A 26,808-nucleotide genomic window follows, 5' to 3' on the forward strand; every position below is an offset into this window, starting at 1 on the left:
CCTCACGTCCCGTACGCGAGTAGCTGCATACAGCAGCTAAAGACCGTGTACGCAGGCACGTCTGCCCCTGTGTCGGTGCAGGTCACGGCCCCACAGTGTGATTCTTGTCGCGTCCCGCGCACGCAACCGTGCGGCGAACCGTCACCCCGCCCCGCACTCGAACCACACCGTTTTTCCGCCGGCCCCGCCCGACACCCCCCACTTGTCGACCACCGCGTCCAGCAGCACCAGGCCCCGGCCGCCCTCCGCCTCCGGCGCCGCCTGCGACAGCGACGGCGGCCGCGGCGACCCGTCCGTCACCTCCACCCGCACCCCGGACGTCTGCCGCAGGACCAGCAGGGTGCAGCGGCGGTCGGGCACGTGCCGTACGACGTTGGTCACCAGCTCGCTCACGGCCAGCTCCAGCGTCTCGGTCAGCTCCGGCACGTCCCAGTCGTCGGCCAGCGAGCGGACGATGCGGCGGATGTGCCGCACCGAGTGCTCGGCGACGGTCAGGTTCATGCGGTAGTGGGGGATATGCAGGTTCACGGCACGAGCTTGACGCCGTGTCACTACTCTCGGCTACGGATCGGATACAACGGGTCCCGCAGTGGGCCGCGTTGCGTGAGAGGGGACCGTGCGTGACCCACATCAACGCCCTCGACCCGGGCGCCTCACCGCTCGACTACTACGGCTACGAGCTACGGCGCCTGCGGGAGGCGGCCGGGCTGACCCAGCGGCAACTGGGCGACATCCTCAACTACACCGGGTCGCTGGTGGGCCAGATCGAGACGGCGAGAAAGGTCCCCACGCCGGAGTTCAGCGAACGGGCGGACGCGGCGCTGGGCACGGGTGGACTGCTGTCCAGGCTGGTCGAGCTGGTCCTGCGGAACCAACTCCCGGCTTGGTTCAGGCAGGTGGCCGAGTTGCAGTCCCGGGCCGTGGAAATCTGCTCCTTCGAAGCGCACATGGTGCATGGCCTGCTCCAGACGGAGGCGTACGCGCGCGCCGTACTCGGCGCCCTGGACAGCACCGATCTTGATGACCGCACCGCTGTGAGGAGGGCTCGGCAGCGCATCTTCGAGAAGAAGGAGCCGCCGGTCTTCTGGGCAGTCCTCGGCGAGGCCGCGCTGTATCAGGAGATGAACGGGCCCAGGGTTATGCGAGAGCAACTGGCCTACCTGTTGAGGTTCGAGGAGGACCCGCGGATCAACATTCAGGTCCTGCCCTACTCAGCCGGCGCGCATGCCGGACTGACCGGCTCGTTCGATCTGTACCGCTTCGACAGCGACCCGGCCATCGTGTACACCGAGGGCTATGGCAGCGCGCATCCAACTGCCGACCGAGCCACCATCAAGAATTGCTCGCTCCGTTACGATCATCTGCAAGCCGCCGCTCTATCCCTCAAGGACTCGGCGGAGTTGATCCGCCGCGTGATGGAGGACCGCTATGGAGAGCAAGTGGCGCAAGTCCAGCTACAGCAGTGACCAGGGCGGCAACTGCGTCGAGTGCGCGGCCCTTGGAGGCCTGACCTGGCGCAAGTCGTCGTACAGCAGTGACCAGGGCGGCGATTGCGTCGAGGTCGCCGAACTGCCCGGGGTCACCGTCGCCGTACGGGACTCCAAGGACCCTCAGGGCCCCGCGCTGAGCCTGCGGCCCGGTTCGTTCGCCGAGTTCGTCTCCTGGGCCGCGACGACCGCCGGCTGATCCGGCCGGACCGGAGCCGGAGAACGGCCGAAGGGGTGCGACGACGCGGAGGTGACTCCGTCTGTCGTCGCACCCCTGCGGGTGTCCACCCCTACGGGTGCCCGGCGGCTCAGTACCAGCCGTTGGCCTGCCAGAAGTTCCACGCGTCGGCCGGGCTGCCGTAGCGGGAGTTCATGTAGTCCAGGCCCCACTTGATCTGGGTCTTGGGGTTGGTCTTCCAGTCGGCACCGGCGGACGCCATCTTCGAGGCCGGCAGTGCCTGGACCAGGCCGTAGGCGCCGGAGGAGCTGTTGGTGGCGGCCGGGTTCCAGCCGCTCTCGTGCTCCACGATCTTGCTGAAGGCGTTGTACTGGGCCGCATCCGGAATCATCTGGTGCGCGATCGCCTGGGCGGAGGAGGCCGAGGTGGTGGCGGCCTGGGCGGGCGCCGCGGTCAGCGCCATACCGGCGGTGGCGGCGGCCACGGCGGCGACGGTGAGGGCCTTCTTCGGAGAAGCGATGCGGCGGATGAAAGAGACGGACACAGGTGAACCTCTTGCGTTGGGGACGGTGGGCCGCCGGTACGCGGGCCGGGGTGGTGTGCCTCGGCCGCATACGTCGGCGCCTCGGACCCGGGGGTTCGTGGCGCCTGGCGACTGCTCCAGAGAAACAGGCTCGGAGCGCGTCCGCAATGACCCCTTTTACTAGTTGTGGCCGCATCCGGGCTGTTGGTCCGGTGTGTGAACTGGCTCTCAAACCCCAGGTCAGCAGGGGTGCAGAGAGGAACGTAACGGACATTTCGCCCTACGATGGCGCATCGTAGGTGACGTGCGTCATGTGGGGTGCTTCACCGCGCGTCTGACGCCGCGCTCACGCCCGCTCACGCTCCGGGGGCGTCGAACGTGACCGCCGTCTCGAACGCGGCCCTTCGGGTGGCCCGGCGCAGCGCCCGCAGCAGGGCCGGGCCGAGGGTGAGGGTCAGCGCGACCGTGCACAGCGCCCGCCCGAGGTCCCAGCCGAGGGAGGTGGCCACGCAGTAGGCGGCGAAGCGGGCCAGGTTGGCGGGGACGGCGGCGTCCGGGTCGAAGGCGATGCCCGAGGCCAGGGCGCCCATGAACGGCCAGCCCGCGAGGTTCATGAGGGTGCCGTAGGCGAAGGCGGCCAGGAAGCCGTAGGCGGACAGCAGCAGCAGTTCGCCGCGCCCGCGCAGCCGCACCGGGGCGGGGAGCAGGCCCGCGCCCATCGTGAACCAGCCCATCGACAGCATCTGGAACGGCATCCACGGCCCCACCCCGCCGGTGAGCAGCGCCGACGCGAACATGGTCACCGAGCCGAGCACGAACCCGAAGCCGGGGCCGAGGACGCGTCCGCTGAGCACCAGCAGGAAGAACATCGGCTCGATCCCGGCCGTACCGGCGCCCAGCGGGCGCAGCGCCGCCCCGGTCGCGGCCAGCACGCCCAGCATGGCCACCGCCTTCGGACCGAGCCCGGACTCGGAGATCGTCGCGGCGACCACCGCGACCAGCAGCACCAGCAGGCTCGCGAAGAGCCAGGGCGCGTCCTGGGCGTGCGCGGTGATCCGCGAGGACGGCGGCGCCAGGAACGGCCAGCCGAAGGCGACCGCACCGACCGCGCTCACCAGGCCGAGCGCGGCCAGGGAACGCGGCCCCAGCCGGACCGGGCGTACCGGGCGTACCGGGCGTGCCTGGCGGCCGGGGCGGTCGGGGGCCGGACCGGGGGTGCCCGTCATGACAGGGCCTCTCGGACCTGCGCCACCGTGAGCCACTGCCGCGGGGCGAGGATCTTCGTCACCTGCGGGGCGAAGGACGGGGAGGACACGACGATGGACGCGGTCGGCCCGTCGGCGATCACCTCGCCGTCGGCCAGCAGCACCACTCGGTGCGCGATCTCGGCGGCCAGCTCCACGTCGTGGGTGGCCAGCACGATCGCGTGCCCCTCGGCGGCGAGCCCGCGCAGCACGGCCACCAGCCGGGCCTTCGCCGCGTAGTCCAGACCGCGGGTGGGCTCGTCGAGCAGCAGCAGGGGCGGGCGCGCGGCCAGCACGACGGCCAGGGCGAGCGCCAGCCGCTGGCCCTCGGAGAGGTCACGGGGGTGGGTGTCGTCGGTGATGCCCGGCAGCAGCCGGGTGACCAGCGCCCGGCAGGTGCCCGGCTCGGCCCCGGCGTCCCGGTCGGCGGCCGCGCACTCGGCGGCCACCGTGTCGGCGTACAGCAGATCGCGCGGCTCCTGCGGGACCAGCCCGACGCGGCGCACCAGGTCCCGGGGCGCCGTGCGGTGCGGCACCGCCCCGCCGACCCGGACGGTACCGGCGCCGGGCCGCACCATCCCCACCAGCGAGCCCAGCAGCGTGGACTTCCCGGCGCCGTTGCGGCCCATCAGGGCGACCGTCTCCCCGGGCGCCACGGTGAGGTCGATGCGCCGCAGGGCGTCCACGCCGTCGCGCCGGACGGCGAGACCGGCGACCTCGGCGACGGGCGGGGGAGGGGGAGCGGGGGTGAGTGCGGTGGCGGCCGCCGGGGGGCGCGGGAAGCGGCGCCGGGGGGTCCGGGGCGCGGGCACGCGGGCGGCGGGCGCGGTGACCCCGGCGGCCGGGGCCTCCGGCTCCGTGGCCTGCGCCAGCCGGTCCCGCAGGTCACCGGCGCGGCGCCGGGCGTCGCGGACGGTCAGGGGCAGCGGGGTCCAGCCCGCCAGCCGGCCCAGCTCCACCACCGGCGGGGACACCGGGGACACGGCCATCACCTCGGCCGGGTCGCCGACGACCGGGGCGGCGCCGGGAGCGGGCAGCAGCACGACCCGGTCGGCGTACTGCACCACCCGTTCCAGGCGGTGCTCGGCCAGCAGCACCGTCGTGCCCAGGTCGTGCACCAGCCGCTGGAGGACGGCGAGGACCTCCTCGGCGGCGGCCGGGTCCAGGGCCGAGGTCGGCTCGTCCAGGACGAGCACCTCGGGGTGCGGGGTGAGCACCGAGCCGATCGCGACGCGCTGGCGCTGCCCGCCGGAGAGCGTGGCGATGGGCCGGCCGCGCAGGTCCGCGAGGCCGAGCAGGTCCAGGGTCTCCTCCACCCGGCGGCGCATCACGGCCGGGGCGAGGCCCAGGGACTCCATGCCGTAGGCGAGTTCGTCCTCGACCGTGTCGGTGACGAAGTGGGCGAGCGGGTCCTGCCCCACCGAGCCCACCACGTCGGCCAGGTCACGCGGCCGGTGCGTCCGGGTGTCCCGGCCCGCGACCGTGACCCGGCCGCGCAGGGTGCCCCCGGTGAAGTGCGGCACCAGCCCGCTGACCGCGCCCAGCAGGGTGGACTTGCCGACCCCCGACGGGCCCACCAGCAGCGCCAGTTCGCCTTCCGGCACCTCCAGGTCGACACCCCGGACGACCGGTCCGGCCGCGCCCTCGTAGGTGACGCTGACATCCTCGAAGCGGATCACGACGGCTCCCTGGGAACGGTGAACGCGGGCAGCAGGGCGAGCAGCACGCAGGCGGCGGGCCACAGCGGCAGGGTGGGCGCCACCAGCGGCACCACCCCCGGGTGCAGCGCCGCCGGGTCCCGCGCCGACGCCAGGGCCAGCAGGCCCGCCACGGCCGTGCCCGACCCGGCGACCAGCCAGGCCGGCCGGGACCAGGTGTCCGGGCGGTAGCGGGTGCGCGGCGAGCGGCGGCCGCCCAGCCGCAGCCCGCCGAGCGCCGCGGCGACCCCGGCGAGCAGCACCGGCAGCCCGTAGGTGCCGCCCTCCGCGGTGAGCAGCCCGTACGTGCCCGCGCACACCCCCAGCAGCCCGCCCAGGGTGAGCGCGGTCGTCGTGCGGCGCACCCGCGCGGGCACCTCGGCGGTGCGGCCGTACCCGCGGGCGTCCATCGCGGCGGCCAGCGCCACGGACCGCTCCAGCGCGCCCTCCAGCACCGGCAGCCCCACCTGGAGCAGGCCGCGCAGCCCCCGGTCCGGGCGGCCCCGCAGCCGGCGCGCGGCCCGCAGCCGCTGCACGTCCGCGATGAGGTGCGGCGCGAAGGTGAGCGCGACGACGACGGCCACGCCCGTCTCGTACAGGGCGCCCGGCAGCGACTTCAGCAGCCGCGCCGGGTTGGCGAGGGCGTTCGCCGCGCCCACGCAGACCAGCAGGGTGGCCAGCCTGAGGCCGTCGTAGCAGGCGAAGACGAGCGCCTCCGCGGTGACCTCGCCGCCCAGCCGGATGCCCTGCGCCCAGTGCGGCAGCGGCACCTCGGGCAGGGTGAGCAGGACGTGCGTGCCGGGGATCGGGGAGCCGAGGACGACGGCGAAGACCAGGCGGATCAGCAGCACGGCCAGGGCCAGCCTGGCGAAGGCGGAGTAGGAGCGGGACCAGGGGGCGGCGGTGCGGTGGGTGGCCACGACATAGCCCGCGGCCGCCGCCAGCAGGCCCAGCAGCAGCGGGTTGGTGGTGCGGGTGGCGGCGGTGCCCAGTCCGAGCGACCACAGCCACCACGCTCCCGGGTGCACCGCGCCGCGCCCCGCGCCTCCCGCCCGGCCCGGTCCGGACCGGGGCCCGCCCCGGTCCGGACCGGAACCGCTACGCATCCCGGCGCCGCCGGGCCTGCCACACCGCGGCCCCGCCCAGCAGCACCACCGCGCCCGCACCGGCCAGCAGCCCCACCGAGGGCCCGCCGGAGGCGTCCCCGTGCGGCGCGGCGGCGGGAGCCTTCCGGCCGCCGCCCGCCGCCACCTGCTCCCCGCAGCCCGTGCGCGGGTACCCGGCGATGGCGCACAGCAGCGCGTTGGTGTCGTAGCGCAGCGGCCGGGCGACCGCGGCGAGCGCCTCGGCCGTCGTCGCGTCCCGGCCGACCCGGGCGCAGGCGGTGCGCCGGGCCGGCGGCGTCTCGCCCGGGGGCGCGTCGGCCGCCGTCCCGAAGTCGACGACCAGCGCCACCCGCTTCTCGCCCGCCCGCGCGGGCGTCCGCGCGCAGATCGCGGCGAAGCCGGCCGCGCCGCGCGGCCGGGTCGCGTCGGCGGAGTCCGCGCTGACCGCGAAGCGGAAGCCCTGCACGGCGCCGTCGGCGGGGCGGGCCGTCGAGGGGCCCTCGGTGGCGTACACCCACCGCCCGTCCGACCGCTCCCAGAACGACCAGTAGCGGTACCCGGCGGCCTGGGCCCCGCCGGTCCCGGCCGACAGGAGCAGCAGCGCGGCGAGAACGAGGGCGGCGCGGCGGATCACCGCTGCCGCTTCCTCTTGGCGCGCGCGCCCAGCAGGAAGGCGAGGGCGGCGGCCACCACCAGCGCGGCGCCGGCCGTCCACCACACCCAGGTGTGCGAGGCGTCCGAGGACCGCTCGTCGGCGCTGTCCTGCGCGGCCGCGCGCGGGGCCGGGCCGGTCGCGTCGAGGGCGCGCACCAGGTCGGTGCCGCCGAAGCGGTGCGGGTCGGCGCCCATCGCGTGCGCGGCGAAGACCAGCTCGGCGTAGGCGGCCGGGCCGCTCTGCGCCGCCCACCCGGCGGCGTGCTTCTCCAGCCAGGCGTACGCCTTCGCCGCCCGACCCGTGCCGCCCTGCGCGGCGAGCGCCACGACCGCGTCGGCCGTGTTGCCGTAGTCGGGCTGGTTCTCGGCGCCGGGCAGGGCGGAGGTGAGGTGGCCGGTGCGGGACAGGGCGGACGCGAGGTAGGCGGCGCCGTTGCCGGCGACCTGCCGTGCGGTGCGCGGCTTGCCGGAGCCGGTGCAGCCGGTGGCCGTCCCGGCGTCCTCGCCGCCCTTCGCGGCCCCGGTCACGAACCCCTTGCCGAGGGCGCCGAGCACGCCGGCCGCGGTCGCGTCCGCGTTGGCGGTCAGTCTGCCCTTCTTGTCCGGCTGGTAGGCGAGCGCGCCGCCGTCCTTCCCGTCGCAGGGCAGCGACCACGCGGCCAGCAGCTCGTCCGGCGTCCCGCCCGCCGCGCGCAGCCGCGCCGGCTGCTCACCGGCCGCGGCGAGGGCGCCGACGACGACGGAGGTGGAGTTGGTGTCGCTGGGCCCGCCCGGGGCGTACCCCCAGCCGCCGTCCTTGTTCTGCGCCGCCTTCAGCCAGTGCACCGCCTTGCCGACCTGGCCGTCGTGCCCGCCGAGCGCGACCAGCGCCTGCACGGCGGCCGCCGTGCTGTTCGTATCGGTCTGCACCGTCTTCCCGCAGGGCTCGGCGGGGGCCGCGCGGAAGGCGGGGAAGGCGCCGTCGGCGCACTGCTGCCCGGCCAGCCAGCGCACCGCCGGGGCGGCCGGGCGGTAGCCGAGCGTGTGCTGGGCGAGCAGCGCGAGCGACTGCCGCCAGACACCGTCGTAGGTCGGGTCCGCGTTGCCGAACAGCCCCGCCGGGTGCGCCGGCGACGGCGACGCGGAGGGGGAGGGGCCGGCGGCCGCGGCGGGCGCGGCGGCGGCTATCACGCCGACGGCGGCGAGAGCCGCGGCACTGCGGCGGACGTTCATGGTCGGCGACTGCCTTTCCCTGGGCGGAGCCGACGCGGCGCACGGGAACCACCCCGGGCGGCTCGGGCTCCGTAGACCTCGACGGTGCGGTGCGCGCGGCGGGCCGCCGCGCGCACATGAGCCGGTCAACGTCCCGCCCGGGGCAGTCCGGCTCACCGCCGGCAGGCGGCTCACGGTTGCGGGTCAGCGCCGGAATCGCACCGGCTTCCCCCCGTACGGGTGTGATGACAGCGCCGCCACCTTACCGGCACCCCCCGCCGCTCCTGAGAGGCGGCTGTGCGGGCGGCCGGGCCGGGCCGGGCGGGAGGCCCTCAGGCCGCCGCCGAGCCCGCCTCCGGGGCCGGGGTCACCGCGGCGCTCAGATGGCGGGACATCCGGCGCAGGGCGTGCTCGCACCCGGCCGTGTCCTCGCCGAGCGCCACCCAGTGGGCGAGGCGGTCGCTGACACCGGCGTGGGCGGCCGCGGTGACGTACCGGCCCGGGTGGTGGGTGAGCAGCATCCGGTCGGCGCCGGGGACGTGCGCGGCGGCCGGGTCGAGGCCGAGGTGGGTCAGCAGGCCGGTGGTGGCCGGGTAGGCGAACTGGATGCCGGCGGCGAGCTGCCGGGTGGGGGAGACGTCCGGGACGCGGCCGGTGGCCAGCGCGGCGGCCGCCTGCGGCAGGTCCACCCCGGTGGCCCGCTTGACCAGCAGCGGGATCAGCCCGCCGGGCAGGTGCGGGACCGCGTCGGTGACCCGCGGGCCGCGGTCGGTCAGCCGCATCCCGATGTGCAGCACGCCCCGGCTCACGCCGAAGGCCTCGGCCGTGCGCTCCACGGTCTGCCGCAGGAACCGGTTGTGCAGCAGGCCGTCGTGGGCGTGCACGGTGTGCCGCAGCACCCGGCGGGCGGGCGGCGGGCCCAGCGTCGTACGGGTGATCGCGGCGATGCGGACCTCGCCGTCGATGACCACCGTCTCGGCGAAGACCTGCGGGCCGTCCAGCGAGGAGTCGTACAGCGGCACGCCGTGCCGGGCCAGCAGGGACCGCAGCGCGACCGGATCGCCGCAGGCCGCGGCCTGCGGCGGAAGGCCGGGCAGCCCCAACTGCCCGGCGATCCCAGCGGCGGCCGCCACGTGCTCGCGCTCGTAGGTCAGCACACCGCGGACTTCGTGCCGCGCCGCGTACCGCGCCACCGCGGTGGCGGCGGCCGCGCCCCGGCCGGGGTCGGCGGCGACATGGCCGGCCAGGAAGGGCCGCGCCCAGCCGGGCGGGTCGGCGTCGACCAGCACCACCGGACACGCCGCCGCGATCCTCGCGAGCGAGAACTCGCTGTACGCGGCATGGCGGCCGGCACCGAGCAGGAGCACCGGCTGCGGCATCGTCGCCTCACCTTCCTGGGGAGGTGGCCGGCAGAGGGACACCCCGGATGCTGCTCCCCCATAGGCAGCACCCGGGGCGGGTCTGATCATGGCCGTACGCTGCGATCCTCGCCTGAACGGCCGTCAACTGTCAACGATTCCTGCATCTTTCAGCAGTCCTCGTTGTCATCTCTGGTCGCCGGAGCGGCGATTGGGTAGCCTCGCGTCAGCTCAGCCACGGATCGGACGACCGCGCCCAGGGGGGACCTCGGTGAGTGACGCCTACGCCCCGCTGACCGGCCTGCTGGAGCGTCTGGGGGAACTGACCGGGCGGCCGGGCCGGCTGTCGGAGGTCCTGGACGTGACCGGCCTGTCGTACCGCACCGGCATCCCCGTCGGCGTCGTCGCCGACCTGCTCGCGGGCGGCGCCGCACCCGAGACCGGACTGGCCGAACGGGTCCGGCAGCGGCTGGACTTCATCCGCGAGACCCGCCGCCGCCCCGACGGCAAGCGCTACGCCCTGGACGAGCTGGCGCGGATCGCCGGCACCAGCAGGCAGTGGCTGAGCGAGTGGCGCAAGAGCGGTATGCCGAGCCTGGAGCACGCCGACCGGCTGCGCCGTTTCTTCGGCCTGCCCGCCGGCTTCTTTACCGCCGACGAACCGGAGGCGCTGTACGAGGCGCTCCAGCCGGTGCTGAAGTCCCTGGAGGCGGAGTCCGACCCGCTGCTGCGGCTGCGCGAGAGCGGACTCGTCCGGCTGGCCGCCCGCGCCCCGCAGATGAACCCCCGCCAGCTCGCCACCCTCGCCGACCTGGCGGAGATGATCATCACCTCGGAGAACGCCGAACGCGTCCGCGGCGGTTAGGCGGCCAGAGGGCGATCCGCCTGCGTCGGGTGCGGCGCGCGGCCGCGTCAGGAGGCGGGGGGCGGGGCCGGCAGGTCGATCAGGCGGCAGGCCGTCTCTATGTCCGCCCGCACCTGGTCGATGGAGGCGCGGCCCGAGAGCCAGGCGATCAGGGCCGAGTACCAGGTGTGCTCGATGACCCGGACCGCCGAGAGCTGCGCCGGGGTGGGGTCGGTCAGGCCCGTCGCGTCCAGGATGATCGCCGTGGTGAGCCGGGAGACCCGGTCGACCTCGGGGGAGACGCTGCGGTCGGCGAAGGTCAGGGCGCGGACCATGGCCTCGGCGAGCCGCGGCTCGCGCTGGAGGGCGTCGAAGGCCCGCAGCAGCGTCGCGGCGACCCGCTCGGCCGCCGTCCCGCCCGCCGGTGGCCGCCTGCGCAGCCGGCCGTGCAGGTGCTCCAGCTGGTCCTGCATCGTGGCGACCAGCAGATGCACCTTCGACGGGAAGTACCGGTACAGCGTGCCCAGCGCGACCTGCGAGGACTCGGCGACCTCCCGCATCTGCACCGCGTCGTAGCCGCCCCGGCCCGCCAGCCGCGCGCTCGCCCGCAGGATGCGGCGGCGGCGGGCCTCCTGCCGCTCGGTCAGCGGCGGGGCCGGCCGGGAGCCGGCGTCCCCCTGGGCGTGCGCGGGCATCGAACCCCGTTCCCTGACAGTCGTCACAGTCGGTGAGGGCGAGTGATCACACAGCATGGCAGGGCCGGTGTCCCGGCGCGAGCCGTGGCGTGAATCACCTGCTCCACCGCTCCCAGCGCTCCTACCTGCCGGTAGATTCAGAGGCTCTTGAACGATCAAGTCTGAAACTTGTTCTAGATTAGCGTCCCGGCGTAGTCTCGCGGGACAGTGCAGGCAGAAGGGGGCCCGGAGTGACCGCTGAGGCCAGGGAGGCGGGGTCCCCACAGGGTCCCGGCGCCGCGGACGGCCCCTCCCGCCCGGGCGGGTCGGGCAGCGGGGCGGAGGGGCCGCTCAGCATCGCGCTGCTCACCTACAAGGGGAACCCGTTCTGCGGCGGCCAGGGCGTCTACGTCCGCCACCTCTCCCGCGAACTGGCCCGCCTCGGCCACCGCGTCGAGGTCATCGGCTCCCAGCCCTACCCGGTCCTCGACGACGACGCGGAGTACGGCCACCGGCTGAGCCTCACCGAGCTGCCCAGCCTCGACCTCTACCGCCAGCCCGACCCCTTCCGCACCCCCAGGCGGGGCGAGTACCGCGACTGGATCGACGCCCTCGAGGTCGCCACGATGTGGACCGGCGGCTTCCCCGAACCGCTGACCTTCTCCCTGCGGGCCCGCCGCCACCTGCGGGCCCGGCGCGGCGAGTTCGACGTCGTGCACGACAACCAGACCCTGGGCTACGGGCTGCTGGGCGACGTCGGCGCGCCCCTGGTGACCACCATCCACCACCCCATCACCGTCGACCGGCAGCTGGAGCTGGACGCCGCCGGGAGCCGGCGCCGCCGCCTGTCCGTGCGCCGCTGGTACGCCTTCACCCGCATGCAGAAGCGCGTCGCCCGCCGGCTGCCCGAGATCCTCACCGTCTCCGGCACCTCGCGGCAGGAGATCGCCGACCACCTCGGCGTCCGCGACGACCGGGTCCACGTGGTCCACATCGGCGCCGACACCGACCTCTTCGCGCCGAATCCCGCCGTGCCCGTGGTGCCGGGACGGATCGTCACCACCTCCAGCGCCGACGTGCCGCTCAAGGGCCTGGTCTTCCTCGTCGAGGCGCTCGCCAAGGTCCGCACCGAACACCCCGCCGCCCACCTCGTCGTCGTCGGCAAGCGCCCCCAGGAGGGCCCGGTCGCCCAGGCGATCGAGCGGTACGGCCTCGAAGGGTGCGTGGAGTTCGTCAAGGGCATCTCCGACCCCGAACTGGTCGACCTGGTCCGCTCCGCCGAGGTCGCCTGCGTGCCGTCCCTGTACGAGGGCTTCTCGCTGCCCGCCGCCGAGGCCATGGCCACCGGCACCCCGCTGGTCGCCACCACCGGCGGCGCCATCCCCGAGGTCGCCGGCCGCGACGGGGAGACCTGCCTGGCCGTGCCGCCCGGCGACCCCGGCGCGCTGGCCGCCGCCCTCACCCGGCTGCTGGGCGACCCCGGGCTGCGCGCCCGGCTCGGCCGCGCCGGACGCGAGCGGGTGCTGCGCCACTTCACCTGGGCCCGGGCCGCCGAGGGCACCGTCGCCCGCTACCGCGAGGCCATCGCCCGCTCCGGCGGCGCGCAGGTCACCCCGGCGCGTCCCGCGCCCGCGGCGGTGACCGCGCCCGCAGCCGACACCACACTCGTATCCGACCGCGAAAGCAGGGCCACGTGCTGACCGTCGACTTCTCCCGGTTCCCGCTCGCCCCGGGCGACCGTGTCCTGGACCTCGGCTGCGGAGCGGGCCGGCACGCCTTCGAGTGCTACCGGCGCGGCGCCCAGGTCGTGGCCCTCGACCAGAACGCGGAGGAGATCCGCGAGGTCGCCAAGTGGTTCGCGGCGATGAAGGAGGCCGGCGAGGCCCCGGCCGGAGCCACCGCCACCGCCATGGAGGGCGACGCCCTCGCGCTGCCCTTCCCCGACGAGTCCTTCGACGTCGTCATCATCTCCGAGGTCATGGAGCACATCCCGGACGACAAGGGCGTCCTCGCCGAGATGGTCCGCGTGCTGCGCCCCGGCGGCCGCATCGCCGTCACCGTGCCCCGCTACGGCCCCGAGAAGGTCTGCTGGGCGCTCTCCGACGCCTACCACGAGGTCGAGGGCGGCCACATCCGCATCTACAAGGCGGACGAGCTGCTGGCGAAGATGCGCGAGGCGGGCCTGCGCCCCTACGGCACGCACCACGCCCACGGCCTGCACTCCCCGTACTGGTGGCTGAAGTGCGCGTTCGGCGTCGACAACGACAAGGCGCTGCCCGTGCGGGCGTACCACAAGCTGCTGGTCTGGGACATCATGAAGAAACCGCTGGCCACCCGGGTCGCCGAGCAGGCGCTGAACCCGCTGATCGGCAAGAGCTTCGTGGCCTACGCGACCAAGCCCCACCTGCCCTCGGTCGACGCGCCCGCCTCCGGTGCCGCCGGCTCCGCCGAGGCGGCCACCCGGTGACCACTCCCCGGACAGAACACCTCGTCCTGCCCGGGGTCCTCACCGCCGCAGAGGCCGCCGCGACCGTCCGCGGCATCCTCGCCGAGCAGCGGGAGGACGGCGCCATCCCGTGGTTCCGGGGACACCACCTCGACCCGTGGGACCACACCGAGGCCGCGATGGCGCTGGACGCGGCGGGCGAGCACGAGGCGGCCGAACGGGCCTACATCTGGCTGGCCCGGCACCAGAACCCGGACGGCTCCTGGTACGCGGCCTACGCGGACGGCGCCCACGACGACGTCACCGACCGCGGCCGCGAGTCCAACTTCGTCGCCTACATAGCCGTCGGCGTCTGGCACCACTACCTCTCCACCGGCGACGACACGTTCCTGGACCGCATGTGGCCGTCCGTGCGCGCCGCGGTCGACTGGGTGCTCGAACTCCAGCAGAGCGGTGGCCAGATCGGCTGGCGGCGCGACGACGACGGCACCCCGGCCACCGACGCCCTGCTCACCGGCAGCTCCTCCGTCCACCACGCCCTGCGCTGCGCCCTGGCCATCGCCGAGCAGCGCGAGGAACCGCAGCCCGACTGGGAGCTGGCGGCAGGGGCGCTGCGCCACGCGATCCGCCGGCACCCGGAGCGGTTCCTCGACAAGGACCGCTACTCGATGGACTGGTACTACCCCGTCCTCGGCGGCGCCCTCACCGGTGCCGAGGCCAAGTCCCGCATCGAGGACGGCTGGGACCGTTTCGTCGTCCCCGGCCTCGGCGTGCGCTGCGTGGTGCCGAACCCGTGGGTGACCGGCGGCGAGTCCTGCGAACTGGCCCTGGCCCTGTGGGCGGTGGGCGAGTCCGACCGGGCCCTGGAGATCCTCCAGGCCGTGCAGCACCTGCGGGACGCGGACAGCGGCCTGTACTGGACGGGTTACGTCTTCGACGACCGAGCCGTCTGGCCCCGCGAACTCACCACCTGGACGGCAGGTTCCCTCCTCCTCGCGGTCGCCGCGCTGGGCGGCCACGACGCCACCTGCGCGGTGTTCTCGGGAGAGCGCCTGCCGTCCGGACTCGACCCCGACTGCTGCGGATAGGGGCGTCCGCGGCAGGCTCCGGGGGCCGGGTCCACCGGCGGTGGGTCAGTGCCGGTGCATCCGGTTGGCGATGGCGTGGCCCACGAAGAGGTAGACCACGGCGGCGAGGCCGTATCCGGCGACCACCCGGGCCCAGGCCTCGTCGAACGTGAAGAGGTCGTGGGACCAGCCGGCCAGCCAGGCGGCGGCGTCATGGACGAACTGCACCAGGCTGTTGCCCCGGTTCGCGTCCAACAGGTACATCAGGATCCACAGGCCGAGGATGAAGGCCAAGACGTCGGCGACGACCGCTATGACCGTACCGGCCTGATTCGCACTACTGCGATAGCGAGACATGCCCTGCGGATTGCCGCTTCCCCCGCGGCGAAACCCACGGCGAAACCCACGGCGAAACCCACGCCCGCGGCGGCATGACGACGGCCCCCGCCCGGGTGGGCGGGGGCCGTTCGCCGTACGGTCCGGCGGCCTCAACCGCGCTGGATTCCGGAGGTGTCCTGGAGCACGCCGCGACGGCCGTCCTGGGTCTGGGCGATCAGGTTCGCGCCGCGCTGCTCGACGGCCAGGTACCAGGTACCCGGCGCCAGTTCGGCGATCGGGGACGGCGAGCCGTCCTCGGCGAACAGCGGCCGCGCCACCGGCACGGCGAACCAGAACGGCGAGAACTCCGCGCCCGCCGGCTGCGCGGCCGGGGCGCCCTGCGGCTGCGGCTGCCCGAACGGCTGGCCCGGCTGGCCGGGCTGGCCCGGCTGCGGCTGGCCGCCGTAGGGCTGCTGCGGGGCGCCCGGGTAGCCGTAACCACCGGGCGGCTGGGCGCCGTAGGGCTGCGGCGCGGCCGGCTTGGGGGCCGGGACGAGAGCGGCCTGGAGGGCCGGCACCAGCGGGGTGGCGATGGCGGCGGCGGCCATGACCAGGGTGGCGACCAGGGCGAGGATCAGACCCGTGCCGGCGCTGGGCGCCTGCGAGTCGGAACCGCTGCCGATGTTGTTCAGGCCGCCGACCGGGTCGATCACGTTGCCGAGCGCGCTCCACGCGGCGAACAGGGCGAACGCCACACCGAACGGGCCCAGTTCGAGCCCGGCGACCTTGACCGGCCGCGGCAGGCCGCGGGAGACGACGACCAGCGCGGCGCCGATGAGTCCCGCCAGGACGACGCTGAGCAGGACCGGTCCGCTCTCCCAGAGGTTCGGGAGGTCGACGCTGTCGGGCAGATCGTCGTAGTCGTAGTTGTCGAGGAACGACGCGATGAACAGCAACACCGCTGCTCCGATCACCACGCCGTCGCCTCTAGTGAGCGAGCGGATATTCACTTCAGGTCCTTCGTAGGTCGTCTCGTCGTCGGCAGAGGCGTCGCTGTCACCATGTCGCCGTCCGGCCCCGGTGTGAAGCGCGGGGGGTGGCCCCTGATCGCAGGGACGACACTATCGTCCGTGCGATCGAGGTGTCCGCCGGGATCGGAGCGCCGATCGCTACCCGCGCAGGAAACTCACGATTCCCTCAGAGATCCCTTCCGCCGCCTTCTGCCGCCAGGCCCCGCTGGTCAGCAGTGCCGCGTCCTTGCTATCGCGCATGTTGCCGCACTCGATGAACACCTTGGGAACCGTTGACAGATTGAGACCGCCGAGATCGGTGCGCGTGACGAGACCGGTACCGCCGCCGAGGTAGTTGGCGGGCGCGCTGCCCGTGGCCCGCACGAAGTTGCCCGCGATGCGCTCGCCCAGGGCGCGGGACGGGGCGACGATGAGCCGGGTGTCGGCGCCCCCGGCGTGCACGGACCCCGGCAGGATCACGTGGAAGCCCCGGTTGCCGGGCGCCGAGCCGTCGGCGTGGATGGAGACGGCCGCGTCGGCCCGGGCGGTGTTGCCGATCCGGGCCCGCTGGTCCACGCACGGCCCCCACGCGGGATCGCCGCCCTCGTGGGTCAACCGCACGGTGGCGCCCTGCCGTTGCAGCAGCGTGCGCAGCCGGCGGGAGACGTCCTCGGTGAACGCGGCCTCCGCGTAACCGGCGTTGGTCGACGTGCCGGTGGTGTCGCACTCCTTGCGGTTGGTGCCGATGTCCACGGAGCGGGCGATCTCGGCGGTGTGCCGGACGTTGCCGGGGTTGTGGCCCGGGTCGATGACGACCACCTTGCCCGTGAGGGGCCCGGAGGCGCCGGGAGGCGTGGCGCCGGTGCCGGGCCGCTTGCCGTCGTCGGGGGAGCGGGAGCCGCCGGGGGAGGCCGGCCGCGCGGACCGGCCGGCCGGCGTGGACGGCGACCCCGATGCCGGCGCGGACGCCGAGGCCGTCGGCGCGGGCGCGGCCGAGGACGAGCCCGCGGGATCCGCACCGCCCGCGTGGCCGACGCTGTCGTACACCAGCCACCCCAGCAACGCACCGGGCACCAGGGCGGCGAGCGCCACGGTCAGCGGGACGCGACGGGAACGGCGGGGCTGCGGGGGCTCGAAGTCCGGTCCAACGTACGACACGTCTGCCACCCTACGGCCTGCCGCCCACCGCCCGCGGGGCGCCCGTCAGGAGCCGCACCGCGGGCCCGCGCCCGCCCGGCTTGCCAAAACGGCCAGGCGTTTGCCGTACCGGCAAAACCGCTGGGTGCCGGGCGGTGCCCGGCCGGAGCATGGCGGCACCGGCGCCTTCCCGGGCGCCCCGAACCCGAGAGGCGGCCCATGACCGCGCCGACCGACCCCGTGCCGCCCGTACCCCCCGGGCCCTCCCCCTCCACGTCCCCGGCCGCCGGGCCGCCGGGGCCGAGCGCGCGGCGGCGCTGGACGGTGCTGGCCGTCTGCTGCCTGAGCATGTTCCTGGTGGGGCTGGACACCACTGTCGTCAACGTGGGCCTGCCCGCGATCGGACGCGGCCTGGACATCGGCACCCGCGGTCTGGAGTGGACCGTGGACGCCTACACCCTCGTCCTGGCCGGCCTGCTCATCACCTCGGGCGCGCTGGCGGACCGCTTCGGCCGCCGCCGGGTGTTCCGTCTGGGCCTGGCCGTCTTCGGCGCCGCCTCGCTGGCGTGCGCCCTCGCCCCCTCGGCCGGCGCGCTGGTCGCCGCCCGCGCCCTCCAGGGCGCCGGCGCCTCGATGCTCAGCCCGGTGGCGCTCGCGATCGTGGTGAACATGATGCCCGACCCGAAGGAGCGGGCCCGGGCGATCGGCGTGTGGGCCTCGGTCTTCGGCCTCAGCATGGCCGCCGGACCCGTCACCGGCGGCGCGCTCGTGGCGGCGTTCGGCTGGCGGTCGCTGTTCTGGATCAACGCGCCGGTCGTCGTGGCCGCGCTCGTGCTCAGCGCGCTGTTCGTCCCGGAGTCCCGGGCCGCCCGGCCCCGGCGGCTCGACCTGCCGGGGCAGGCGCTGCTGGCGGTGACGGTCGCCGCGTTCGTCGCGGTCCTCATCGAAGCCCCGCGCACCGGCTGGACCTCGCCCGCCGCGCTCGGCGGCTGTGCGCTGACCGCGCTGTCGGCGGCGGCGTTCGTACGGGCCGAGACCCGGGCGGCGTCCCCGGCCCGTTCCCGGGAGCCGCTGATGGACCTGGGCCTCTTCCGGCGCCCGTCGTTCAGCGGCGCGGTGCTGGGCGCCGTGGCCGTCTTCGTCGCCCTGAACGTGACCCTGCTGCTCAACAGCCTCTACCTCCAGCACACCCGGGGCTGGTCGGCGCTGTCGGCGGGGCTGGCCACCCTGCCCATGGCCGCCGGGGCCACCGTCTGCGCACCGCTGTCCGGGCGCCTGACCGGCCGGACGGGACCGCGTACGCCGCTCGTCCTGGCCGGTGCCCTCCTCGCGGCGGGCGGACTGTGCCTGGTCCGCCTCGACACCCGCACGAGCCCGCTGACGCTGCTGCTGGCCTACGCGCTCGTCGGCGCCGGCTTCGGCTTCGCCAACGCGCCCCTCACCAACACCGCGGTGAGCGGGCTCCCGTCCGCCCGGGCCGGCCTGGCCGGGGCGATCACCTCCACCGCCCGCCAGCTCGGCGCCGCGCTCGGCGTCGCCCTCGCCGGCGGCCTGGTCGCGGACACCGCCCCGGCGGACCTCGCGCACGCCTCCCGCCCCGGCTGGTACGCGGTGGCCGCGTGCGGCGCCCTCCTGCTCCTGGTGGCCCGGTCGGCCGGCCGGGACACGCGCCCGCTGCTCAGATACCGGGCCCGGTCCGCCGCAGCACCCGCAGCGACCCGTGCGCCGACACCTCGGTGAACGCCCCGGACGCCAGGGCGCGCAGATACACCCGGTACGGGGCCTGACCGGTGAACTCGTCCACGGGGTCGGGGAAGACGTCGTGGATGACCAGCAGACCGCCCCGCGCCACCCGCGGCGCCCAGCCCTCGTAGTCGGCGCCGGCGTGCTCGTCGGTGTGGCCGCCGTCGACGAAGACGAGGGCCAGCGGCGCGTTCCAGACGGCGGCCACCTGCGGGGAGCGGCCGACCAGCGCCACCACGTGCTCCTCCAGGCCCGCCGCGTGCAGGGTCCGGCGGAACGTGGGCAGCGTGTCCATCAGGCCGAGGTGCGGGTCGACCGTCTCCGGGTCGTGGTACTCCCAGCCCGGCTGCTGCTCCTCGCTGCCCCGGTGGTGGTCGACGGTCAGCGCGGTCACCCCGGCCTGCCGGGCCGCGTCCGCGAGCAGGATCGTCGAGCGGCCGCAGTACGTGCCGACCTCCAGCAGCGGCAGCCCCAGCCGTCCGGCCGCGTCCACGGCGGCCGCGTACAGCGCCAGCCCCTCGTCCACGGGCATGAACCCCTTCGCCGCCTCGAACGCGGCCAGGATCTCGGGCTTGGGTGCCGCGGGCATGCGGGTCCTCTCGGTCGTACGGCTGTCTCGGCCGCCCATGCTGTCGCACCCCCCGCCGCCGCGGCGACAGGGGGTGCGGGTGACGCCTCTCTCAGGTCCGGGCCCGCGGGCCCGGGCGGCTCAGGCGCTGACCGTCTCCCCGGGCAGCGACAGGTCCAGCTCGACCGCGCGCTCGTCCCCGGCGTGGGTCGCCGACGAGGCGAGCGGACCGTGACCGGCGGCCCGGGCGGCGAGGACGTACGGGCCCTGGGCGGGCACGGTGAGCGCGTAACTGCCGTCCGCCGCGGACAGGGTGGCGCCCGCCTGGCGGCCCCGGCGGTCGATCAGCGTCACCTTGGCCCGGGCGACGGGGGCGCCGCCGGCGTCCAGCACCCGGCCGCGGAAGCCGCGCAGCGCCTCCTCGGCGCGCTCCAGGCCGGCGTCCTCCTCGCTGCTCGCCCGCAGCTGGGCGTGCGCGGCCGGGCGGACCGGCTTCGGCAGGAACACCGCCAGCACCAGGCCGACGGCGACCGCGGCGGTGGCGATCAGGAAGGAGACGCGGAAGCCGTGCATGGTCGGGACCGCCACGCCGCCCACGTCGTTCGCCGTGTTCGCCAGCACCATGCCGATGACGGCACTGGAGACGGACGTGCCGATCGACCGCATCAGGGTGTTCAGGCCGTTGGCCGCGCCGGTCTCGGAGGCCGGGACCGCGCCGACGATCAGCGCGGGCAGGGAGGAGTAGGCCAGGCCGATGCCCGCGCCGAGGATCACCGAGGTGAGGATCGTCTGCCAGGCCGCGTCCATCAGGCCGAGGCCGCCGCCGTAGCCGATCGCGATGATCAGCATGCCGAGGATCAGGGTGGTCTTCGGGCCGTAGCGGGCGGACAGCCGGGCGTAGAGCGGGGCGGTGAACATCATCGTCAGGCCCAGCGGGGCCACGCACAGGCCCGCGACGACCATGGACTGGCCGAGGCCGTAGCCGGTGGCGGCGGGCAGCTGGAGCAGCTGGGGCAGGACGAGCGAGACGACGTAGAAGCTGACGCCGACCATGATCGAGGCGAGGTTGGTGAGCAGCACCTCGCGGCGGGCGGTGGTGCGCAGGTCGACCAGCGGGGCCGCCACGCGCAACTCCAGCACGCCCCACAGCAGCAGGACGACCGCCGACGCGGCGAACAGGCCGAGGGTGGTGCCGGAGGTCCAGCCCCAGTCGCTGCCCTTGGTGACGGGCAGCAGGAGGAGCACCAGACCCACCGACAGCCCGGCCGCGCCGAGCCCGTCGAAGGAGCCCTTGGCGCGCATCGGCGACTCGGGGACGACCAGGAGGGTCAGCACGATGGCGAGCACACCGAGGCCGGCCGCGCCGTAGAACAGGGCGTGCCAGTCGGCGTGCTGGGCGACCAGGGCCGCGGCCGGCAGCGCGAGGCCGCCGCCGACGCCGATCGAGGAACTCATCAGGGCCATCGCCGAGCCGAGCTTCTCGCGCGGCAGCATGTCGCGCATCAGGCCGATGCCGAGGGGTATCGCGCCCATCGCGAAGCCCTGGAGCGTGCGGCCGGCGATCATCAGCAGCAGCTGGCTGGTGAGCGCGCTGACCAGGGCGCCGACCACCATCACGGCGAGGCTGAGGATGAGCATGCGGCGCTTGCCGTACAGGTCGCCCAGGCGGCCCATGATCGGAGTGGCGACGGCACCCGACAGCAGCGTCGAGGTCAGGACCCAGGTGGCGTTGCTCGGCGCGGTGTCCAGCAGCTGCGGCAGATCCTTGATCACCGGAACGAGCAGCGTCTGCATCACCGCCACCACGATGCCCGCGAAGGCGAGCACCGGGACCACGGCCCCGCTCGCCCCGCGGGAGGGCTGGTCGGTCGTCGTGTCCGTCATTGCGTGAGGCCTCCCGTGAGATAAGTGCTGGGTAAACCTCGTATGCACGGGCAACTATTCCGTTGCTTCGGGCCTCTAATGAAATCTTGACCTTTCCATGGGTTTCTGAGTGACCGTCAGCGCTGCCTGTGACCGCCGCGGCCGGGAACGGGGCGAAATGCCGGTGCAAGGACCGTCAGCGGGTTGAGAGCATGACGCCCATGCTGGAAGCCGCCGACACCTCGCCCCCCGCCGTCCGCCGCGCCGCGCCGCCCACCTGGCTGGTGGTGGCGCTGGCCTGCGCCGGCCAGTTCCTCGTCGTGCTGGACGTGTCCGTCGTCAACGTGGCACTGCCCTCGATGCGCACCGACCTCGGGCTGAGCGCGCCCGGCCTGCAATGGGTGGTGAACGCCTACGCCATCGCCTTCGCCGGGTTCATGCTGCTCGGCGGCCGGGCCGGCGACCTCTACGGCCGCAAGCGGATGTTCCTCACCGGGCTCGCCCTGTTCACGCTGGCCTCGCTGGGCGGCGGGCTGGCCCAGGACGGCTGGCAGCTGCTGCTCGCCCGGGCCGTGCAGGGCCTGGGCGCGGCCGTCCTGGCCCCCTCCACGCTGACCCTGCTGACCGCCGCCGTCCCCGAGGGCGCCGCGCGGGCGCGGGCGATAGCGACCTGGACCGCGGTGGGCGCCGGGGGCGGGGCCGCGGGCGGGCTGGTCGGCGGGGTGCTGGTGGACGCGCTGTCCTGGCGCTGGGTGCTGCTGATCAACGTGCCGGTCGGCGCGGTGGTGCTCGCCGGGTCCGTCAGATGGCTCGCGGAGAGCCGGGCCGGGGACCGGCGGCGCCTGGACCTGCCCGGGGCGCTGCTGGTGACGGCGGGACTCGCGACGCTGGCCTACGGCATCGTGCAGACCGAGGCGCGGGGCTGGACGGCCCCGGCCACGCTGCTGCCGCTGGCGGCCGGACTCGCGCTGCTCGCCCTGTTCCTGCTGGTCGAGGCGCGCACGACGGCGCCGCTGATGCCGCTCGGACTGCTGCGGCGGCGGGCGGTGGCCTCGGCGAACGCGGCGATGTTCGTCAGCGGTTCGGCGATGTTCTGCATGTGGTTCTTCATGACCCTGTATGCCCAGAACGTGCTCGGCTACTCGCCGCTGGAGGCCGGGTTCGCGCTGGTGCCCAGCTCGCTCGCGGTCGTCGTCGGCTCCAAGGTGGCGCCGCGCCTGATGGGGACGGCCGGGTCGCGCGCGGTGGCGGTGCTGGGCACGCTGGTCGCGGCCGCCGGCTTCGGCTGGCAGTCGACGATGAGCGCGCACGAGGCCTACGTCACGGCGATCATGGTCCCCGGCATCCTGATGATGCTCGGAGCCGGCCTCGCGGCGACCCCGCTGGCGGCGCTGGCCACGTCCGGGGCGGCCCCCGGCGAGGCCGGTCTGGTGTCCGGCCTGGTCAACACCTCGCGCACGATGGGCGGTTCGCTGGGTCTGGCGGTCATGTCGACCGTCGCCGCGGCGCGCACGGACGACGGCTCCGGGACCGGGGCGCTGACCGAGGGCTACGCGCTCGCCTTCCGCACCAGTGCCGTGCTGCTGCTGGGCGGGGCGGCGCTGATGCTGCTGTGGCTGCCCCGGCGGACGCCCCCGGCCGCCGGGGGGCCGGCCGTCGCCGGACAGGCCGTCGCGGGAGAGGCGGGAAAGCCGTCGGCGGGATGAGGTGACGGTCCGGGGCCCTCACGGACTCCTTCTGGCATCTCGGAGGTGCCCATGGGGGATCGGAGGAGGGCTCCGGACGAGGAGTTCCAGCGTTTCGTCGTCGGCCGCCGGCCGCGGCTGATGCGTACGGCATCTCTCGCGAAGGTGACGAAAGGGGGCTGAGGGGTGACGGGAGGTCACAGCCACCCGCGCTGCCGGGCCTCCCGCACCGCCTCCGCCCGGTTGCGCGTGCCCGTCTTGCCGATCGCCGCCGACAGGTAGTTGCGCACGGTGGACTCCGACAGATGGAGCCGGCCGGCGATGTCGGCGACCGTCGCCCCGTCCGCCGACGCCTTCAGCACATCGCACTCCCGGGTCGTCAGCGGACTGGGACCGGCGCTGAGCGCGGCCGCGGCCAGCGCCGGATCGACCACCGTCTCCCCGGTGAGCACCCGCCGCACCGCCCCCGCCAGCTCCTCCACGGGGCCGTCCTTGACCAGGAACCCGGCCGCTCCCGCCTCCATGGCCCGGCGCAGATATCCGGGACGGCCGAAGGTGGTCAGGATCAGCACCCGGCAGCCGGGCGCCTGTTCGCGCAGCTGGGCCGCCGCGTCCAGGCCGCTGATCCCGGGCAGCTCGATGTCCAGCAGGGCCACATCGGGACAGTGGGTCAGCACGGCGTCCACGATCTCGTCGCCCCGGCCGCACTGGGCCACCACCTCGATGTCCCGCTCCATGCCCAGCAGCAGGGCCAGGGCCCCGCGCATCATGCCCTGGTCCTCGGCGAGCAGCACCCTGATGTTCCGCACGGGCCCAGGGTAGCCAACCAGAGCTCTCGTCATTCTTTTCGTCCACGGGGTTGACGCCCTACGGGGACCGGAAAACAATCGCCTCTGCATTTCCGGTAATTGCTCGGCATTACGGCGCTGAATAGGTTCGGTATTTCGACCGAACACTGTCCGGTATTTCGACCGGATGGTGTCCGGTATGCCGTCCGAACGGCGTCCGGTATTTCGACCGACCGTCACGACCGCCCCCCGCACAGGCCTACGACGAACCGAAGAGGTGCACCGTGTACCCGACACCGCCCCCGCGCTCCCGCCCCCGGCGGCTGCGAAGCACCGTCCTGTCCGTGCTCGCGGCGCTCGCCACCGCCGCCGCCCTGCTGCTCGGCTCCGGCGCCCCGCAGGCCGCCGCGGCGGGCACGCTGCCCTGCGACGTCTACGCCACCGCGGGCACCCCCTGCGTCGCCGCCCACAGCCTGGTCCGGGCGCTGTACTCGTCGTACAACGGCCCGCTCTACCAGGTGCAGCGAGCCTCCGACCGGGCCACCGCCACCATCGGCCTGCTGACGGCCGGCGGCTACGCCAACGCGGCCGCGCAGGACTCCTTCTGCGCCGGCACGACCTGTCTCATCACCGAGATCTACGACCAGTCGGCGCGCCACAACGACCTCACCATCGAGGGCGCGGGCGGCGCCGGCGCGGCCGACGTCGGCGCGCCGGCCGACGCCCTGCCGGTGACCGTCGGCGGCCACCAGGTCTACGGCCTGGAGATCTCGGCCGGCATGGGCTACCGCGACAACACCACCTCGGGCGTCGCCGTCAACGGCCAGGCCGAGGGGATGTACATGGTGACCTCCGGCACCCATGTCAACGGCGCCTGCTGTTTCGACTACGGCAACGCCGAGACCAACAACCTCGACACCGGCAACGGCCACATGGACGCCATCAACTTCGGCACCGAGTGCTGGTTCGCCCCCTGCTACGGACAGGGGCCCTGGGTACAGGCCGACCTGGAGAACGGGCTGTTCCAGTCGGACGCCGGGTACAGCAGGAACACCGCCAACACCGGCACCGGCGCGATGCCGTTCGTCACCGCGCTGCTGAAGAACAACGGCCAGAACCATTTCGCGCTGAAATACGGCAGCGCCCAGTCCGGCGGGCTGACCACCACCTACTCCGGTGGTGAACCCACCAGGAGCGGCTACTCACCCATGCACCAGGAGGGCGCGATCGTCCTGGGTACCGGCGGCGACAACAGCAACGGCTCCATCGGGTCCTTCTTCGAGGGCGTCATGACCTCCGGCATCCCGACCGACGCCGCCGACGACGCCGTGCAGTCCAACATCGTCTCTGCCGGCTACGGCGGCGCGACCGGCAGCGCCGGCACGCTGGGCGCCGCCTCCGAGATATCGCTGCGCGCCACCACCGCCTGCTGCACCACCGAGTACGTCCGCCACCAGAACGACGCGGCCGTCACCTCCCCCGTGACGTCGGGCAGTCCGGCCCTGGACAAGGGCGACGCCACCTGGATCGTCCGCCGGGGCCTGGCGTCGGCCTCCTGCGTCTCCTTCGAGTCGCGCAACTACCCGGGCGACTTCCTGCGCCACTCCAACTACCGGCTCTACCGCCAACCGATGGTCGGCACCGCCCAGTTCCGGGCCGACGCCACCTTCTGCCCGCAGACCGGCAAGAGCGGCACGGGCACCTCGTTCGCGTCGTACAACTACCCGACCCGTTATCTGCGCCACTACAACCACGCCCTGTACATAGCGAGCAACGGCGGCTCCAACGCCTGGGACAGCAGCACCTCCTGGGCCGACGACGTCAGCTGGGCGGTCACCTCCCCCTGGGCGCCGTAACCGGCGACGGCTCCGGCTCCCGCACGGCGGGCCCGCCCTCCGCGGGGAGTTCGGCGGTCACCGTGAAACCGCCGCGCGGCGACGGGCCGGCCCGCAGACTGCCGCCCGCCGCCGCGAGCCGCTCGGTCAGCCCCGTCAGGCCGGTGCCCCCGATGCCACCGGCCTGCCGGGGCCGGGCGCCGGCCGCGCCCCTCCCGTCGTCACCGGCCGCGCCCGTCCCGTCGTCACCGACCGTCAGCCGCACCCGCTCGGGGCCGCTGTCCACGGTGATCTCGCAGCGGCTCGCGCCGCTGTGCCGGACGACGTTGGTGACCGCCTCGCGGACCACCCAGCCCAGCAGTGCCTCGGTCTGCGGGGTGAGCGGTGCGCCGGACCGTCCGACCACCGGCTCCACGCCCGCCGCGGACAGCGCCGAGCAGGCCCGGGACAGCTCGGTGGCCAGGCTGCCGTCGCGGTAGCCGGTCACCGCCTCCCGGATCTCGGTCAGCGCCTGCCGGCCGACCGACTCGATGTCACCGATCTGCGTCAGCGCCGCGTCCATGTCGCGCGGGGCCAGGCGCCGGGCCGCCTCCGACTTCACCACGATCACCGACAGGGTGTGGCCGAGCAGGTCGTGCAGGTCCCGGGAGAACCGCAGCCGCTCCTCCTCCACCGCCCGGCGGGCCAGTTCCTCACGGGCCGCCCGCAGCTCCCGCACCGCCTCCGACAGGCTGAGGATCGCGGCCGTCACCATGCTGGACAGGAAGGTGCCGTAGGCGATGTTCACCGCCTCCCAGCCCTCGTGGAGGGCGGCGACCCCAGCGGCCAGCGCGGTCAGTGCCAGCGAGGTCGGGCCCAGCCGCTGCCCGCGCAGGGTGGCGCCCGTGGCCAGGCCGAGCAGCGGGAAGAACAGCAGCCAGCTGCCGCCGTAGGCGAGGGCGAGACCCGTGGTCATCACTCCCATCACCAGCAGCGCGATCCGGGTGGACGGCGCCGTGCGCTTGTCCCGGTCGAAGGAGCGGAAGGTGACGTAGATGTACAGCGAGTTGAAGGTGAACAGGCCCAGGCCGCCGATCCACGGGTTCGGCGTCTCGCCGTGGAGGAGATTGGAGAAGGACCCCAGCCCCATCAGCAGCCAGGGCAGCAGCGTGAAGCCGGTGGCCGGCGGCCCCGGACGGCCGCTGACCGGGTCGGCCTCGGCTCCGCGTACTCTCCGGCGCGTCCGCACACGGCACCACTGCATCTCCAGGTCCCCCGATCGGTCGGTTCCCCCGCACCCGGCGGCGCGGACGGGCGGCACAGCGTACGGACCGCAGACCTCGCGGCGCCGCGCCATGCCTGTCGTCACGACGGTAGGAGTCCGGGGGCCCCGCCCGGCAGATGCGGTTGTAC

Annotated in this window: 25 protein-coding genes; 9 read left to right on the top strand and 16 right to left on the bottom strand. The window is 74.6% G+C overall.

Going from position 1 to position 26,808, the window contains the following annotated elements:
* Nucleotides 1-141 precede the first annotated feature (141 nt).
* Nucleotides 142-501, bottom strand: a complete 360-nt coding sequence (locus ACZ6CZ_RS02555; protein ID WP_469014370.1) for an ATP-binding protein — start codon at nucleotides 499-501, stop codon at nucleotides 142-144.
* Between the two features lie 119 nt (nucleotides 502-620).
* Here ACZ6CZ_RS02555 and ACZ6CZ_RS02560 point away from each other — a divergent pair, with 119 nt between their 5' ends.
* Nucleotides 621-1,466, top strand: a complete 846-nt coding sequence (locus ACZ6CZ_RS02560) for a helix-turn-helix domain-containing protein (RefSeq protein WP_469013653.1) — start codon at nucleotides 621-623, stop codon at nucleotides 1,464-1,466.
* Entirely contained in the window at nucleotides 1,429-1,686 is a 258-nt protein-coding gene (locus tag ACZ6CZ_RS02565; RefSeq protein ID WP_469013655.1) for a DUF397 domain-containing protein, read from the top strand. Before ACZ6CZ_RS02560 ends, ACZ6CZ_RS02565 begins: the two co-directional genes overlap by 38 nt.
* A gap of 109 nt (nucleotides 1,687-1,795) precedes the next feature.
* On the opposite strand, the gene ACZ6CZ_RS02570 is transcribed toward ACZ6CZ_RS02565, so the two are convergent.
* The 7 genes from ACZ6CZ_RS02570 to ACZ6CZ_RS02600 form a co-directional block, all read right to left on the bottom strand.
* Nucleotides 1,796-2,209: an aggregation-promoting factor C-terminal-like domain-containing protein gene (locus ACZ6CZ_RS02570; protein ID WP_469013657.1), complete on the bottom strand. Its 414-nt coding sequence runs from the start codon at nucleotides 2,207-2,209 to the stop codon at nucleotides 1,796-1,798.
* A 335-nt stretch (nucleotides 2,210-2,544) separates the two neighbouring features.
* Complete coding sequence (locus tag ACZ6CZ_RS02575; protein ID WP_469013659.1) at nucleotides 2,545-3,414, bottom strand: ECF transporter S component; 870 nt, start codon at nucleotides 3,412-3,414, stop codon at nucleotides 2,545-2,547.
* The gene (locus ACZ6CZ_RS02580; RefSeq protein WP_469013661.1) at nucleotides 3,411-5,111 is read right to left on the bottom strand and encodes an ABC transporter ATP-binding protein; all 1,701 of its coding nucleotides are present in this window, start codon (nucleotides 5,109-5,111) and stop codon (nucleotides 3,411-3,413) included. The genes ACZ6CZ_RS02575 and ACZ6CZ_RS02580 overlap by 4 nt, the downstream gene beginning before the upstream one ends.
* On the bottom strand, nucleotides 5,108-6,235 hold the full coding sequence (locus tag ACZ6CZ_RS02585) for a CbiQ family ECF transporter T component (RefSeq protein ID WP_469013664.1): 1,128 nt from the start codon (nucleotides 6,233-6,235) through the stop codon (nucleotides 5,108-5,110). Before ACZ6CZ_RS02585 ends, ACZ6CZ_RS02580 begins: the two co-directional genes overlap by 4 nt.
* Entirely contained in the window at nucleotides 6,228-6,869 is a 642-nt protein-coding gene (locus ACZ6CZ_RS02590; RefSeq protein ID WP_469013666.1) for an SCO2322 family protein, read from the bottom strand. The genes ACZ6CZ_RS02585 and ACZ6CZ_RS02590 overlap by 8 nt, the downstream gene beginning before the upstream one ends.
* Nucleotides 6,866-8,101, bottom strand: a complete 1,236-nt coding sequence (locus ACZ6CZ_RS02595; protein WP_469013668.1) for a prenyltransferase/squalene oxidase repeat-containing protein — start codon at nucleotides 8,099-8,101, stop codon at nucleotides 6,866-6,868. The genes ACZ6CZ_RS02590 and ACZ6CZ_RS02595 overlap by 4 nt, the downstream gene beginning before the upstream one ends.
* Nucleotides 8,102-8,412: 311 nt before the next feature.
* Nucleotides 8,413-9,459, bottom strand: a complete 1,047-nt coding sequence (locus tag ACZ6CZ_RS02600) for a hypothetical protein (RefSeq protein WP_469013669.1) — start codon at nucleotides 9,457-9,459, stop codon at nucleotides 8,413-8,415.
* A 250-nt stretch (nucleotides 9,460-9,709) separates the two neighbouring features.
* Between ACZ6CZ_RS02600 and ACZ6CZ_RS02605 the strand changes: the two genes are divergently transcribed.
* A complete protein-coding gene (locus ACZ6CZ_RS02605) occupies nucleotides 9,710-10,303 on the top strand; it encodes an XRE family transcriptional regulator (RefSeq protein WP_469013670.1) in 594 nt (197 codons plus the stop codon).
* 47 nt (nucleotides 10,304-10,350) lie between these two features.
* Here the strand turns inward: ACZ6CZ_RS02605 and ACZ6CZ_RS02610 are convergent, their stop codons facing one another.
* Complete coding sequence (locus ACZ6CZ_RS02610) at nucleotides 10,351-10,977, bottom strand: TetR family transcriptional regulator (protein ID WP_469013672.1); 627 nt, start codon at nucleotides 10,975-10,977, stop codon at nucleotides 10,351-10,353.
* Between the two features lie 230 nt (nucleotides 10,978-11,207).
* Between ACZ6CZ_RS02610 and ACZ6CZ_RS02615 the strand changes: the two genes are divergently transcribed.
* From ACZ6CZ_RS02615 to ACZ6CZ_RS02625, 3 genes are read left to right on the top strand one after another with little or no spacing between them, the layout of a single operon-like run.
* Nucleotides 11,208-12,656 carry a glycosyltransferase family 4 protein gene (locus tag ACZ6CZ_RS02615; RefSeq protein ID WP_469013675.1) on the top strand — a complete coding sequence of 483 codons (1,449 nt, stop codon included), beginning with the start codon at nucleotides 11,208-11,210 and terminating at the stop codon, nucleotides 12,654-12,656.
* A complete protein-coding gene (locus tag ACZ6CZ_RS02620) occupies nucleotides 12,650-13,423 on the top strand; it encodes a class I SAM-dependent methyltransferase (protein ID WP_469013678.1) in 774 nt (257 codons plus the stop codon). Before ACZ6CZ_RS02615 ends, ACZ6CZ_RS02620 begins: the two co-directional genes overlap by 7 nt.
* Complete coding sequence (locus ACZ6CZ_RS02625) at nucleotides 13,420-14,490, top strand: prenyltransferase/squalene oxidase repeat-containing protein (RefSeq protein ID WP_469013680.1); 1,071 nt, start codon at nucleotides 13,420-13,422, stop codon at nucleotides 14,488-14,490. The genes ACZ6CZ_RS02620 and ACZ6CZ_RS02625 overlap by 4 nt, the downstream gene beginning before the upstream one ends.
* A gap of 45 nt (nucleotides 14,491-14,535) precedes the next feature.
* Here ACZ6CZ_RS02625 and ACZ6CZ_RS02630 read toward each other — a convergent pair whose 3' ends face one another.
* From ACZ6CZ_RS02630 to ACZ6CZ_RS02640, 3 genes are all read right to left on the bottom strand, one after another.
* Nucleotides 14,536-14,826: a hypothetical protein gene (locus ACZ6CZ_RS02630; protein WP_469013682.1), complete on the bottom strand. Its 291-nt coding sequence runs from the start codon at nucleotides 14,824-14,826 to the stop codon at nucleotides 14,536-14,538.
* A gap of 131 nt (nucleotides 14,827-14,957) precedes the next feature.
* The gene (locus tag ACZ6CZ_RS02635) at nucleotides 14,958-15,797 is read right to left on the bottom strand and encodes a hypothetical protein (RefSeq protein ID WP_469013686.1); all 840 of its coding nucleotides are present in this window, start codon (nucleotides 15,795-15,797) and stop codon (nucleotides 14,958-14,960) included.
* A 159-nt stretch (nucleotides 15,798-15,956) separates the two neighbouring features.
* Nucleotides 15,957-16,955 (bottom strand): N-acetylmuramoyl-L-alanine amidase, encoded by a 999-nt coding sequence (locus ACZ6CZ_RS02640; RefSeq protein WP_469013688.1) that lies wholly within the window; start codon nucleotides 16,953-16,955, stop codon nucleotides 15,957-15,959.
* A gap of 198 nt (nucleotides 16,956-17,153) precedes the next feature.
* Between ACZ6CZ_RS02640 and ACZ6CZ_RS02645 the strand changes: the two genes are divergently transcribed.
* A complete protein-coding gene (locus ACZ6CZ_RS02645) occupies nucleotides 17,154-18,674 on the top strand; it encodes an MFS transporter (RefSeq protein ID WP_469013690.1) in 1,521 nt (506 codons plus the stop codon).
* Here the strand turns inward: ACZ6CZ_RS02645 and ACZ6CZ_RS02650 are convergent.
* The gene (locus ACZ6CZ_RS02650; protein WP_469013693.1) at nucleotides 18,613-19,266 is read right to left on the bottom strand and encodes a class I SAM-dependent methyltransferase; all 654 of its coding nucleotides are present in this window, start codon (nucleotides 19,264-19,266) and stop codon (nucleotides 18,613-18,615) included. The genes ACZ6CZ_RS02645 and ACZ6CZ_RS02650 overlap by 62 nt on opposite strands.
* 120 nt (nucleotides 19,267-19,386) lie before the next feature.
* Complete coding sequence (locus ACZ6CZ_RS02655) at nucleotides 19,387-21,129, bottom strand: MFS transporter (protein ID WP_469013694.1); 1,743 nt, start codon at nucleotides 21,127-21,129, stop codon at nucleotides 19,387-19,389.
* A gap of 191 nt (nucleotides 21,130-21,320) precedes the next feature.
* Between ACZ6CZ_RS02655 and ACZ6CZ_RS02660 the strand changes: the two genes are divergently transcribed.
* Nucleotides 21,321-22,814, top strand: a complete 1,494-nt coding sequence (locus ACZ6CZ_RS02660; RefSeq protein ID WP_469013696.1) for an MFS transporter — start codon at nucleotides 21,321-21,323, stop codon at nucleotides 22,812-22,814.
* A gap of 176 nt (nucleotides 22,815-22,990) precedes the next feature.
* On the opposite strand, the gene ACZ6CZ_RS02665 is transcribed toward ACZ6CZ_RS02660, so the two are convergent.
* Nucleotides 22,991-23,635 carry a response regulator gene (locus ACZ6CZ_RS02665; RefSeq protein ID WP_469013698.1) on the bottom strand — a complete coding sequence of 215 codons (645 nt, stop codon included), beginning with the start codon at nucleotides 23,633-23,635 and terminating at the stop codon, nucleotides 22,991-22,993.
* 230 nt (nucleotides 23,636-23,865) lie between these two features.
* Between ACZ6CZ_RS02665 and ACZ6CZ_RS02670 the strand changes: the two genes are divergently transcribed.
* Nucleotides 23,866-25,437, top strand: coding sequence for an alpha-L-arabinofuranosidase B (locus tag ACZ6CZ_RS02670; RefSeq protein ID WP_469013701.1), 1,572 nt, complete (start codon nucleotides 23,866-23,868; stop codon nucleotides 25,435-25,437).
* Here the strand turns inward: ACZ6CZ_RS02670 and ACZ6CZ_RS02675 are convergent.
* Complete coding sequence (locus tag ACZ6CZ_RS02675) at nucleotides 25,415-26,659, bottom strand: sensor histidine kinase (protein WP_469013704.1); 1,245 nt, start codon at nucleotides 26,657-26,659, stop codon at nucleotides 25,415-25,417. The genes ACZ6CZ_RS02670 and ACZ6CZ_RS02675 overlap by 23 nt on opposite strands.
* Nucleotides 26,660-26,808 lie beyond the last annotated feature (149 nt).

The sequence above is a fragment of the Streptomyces sp. NPDC041135 genome, from assembly GCF_055592085.1.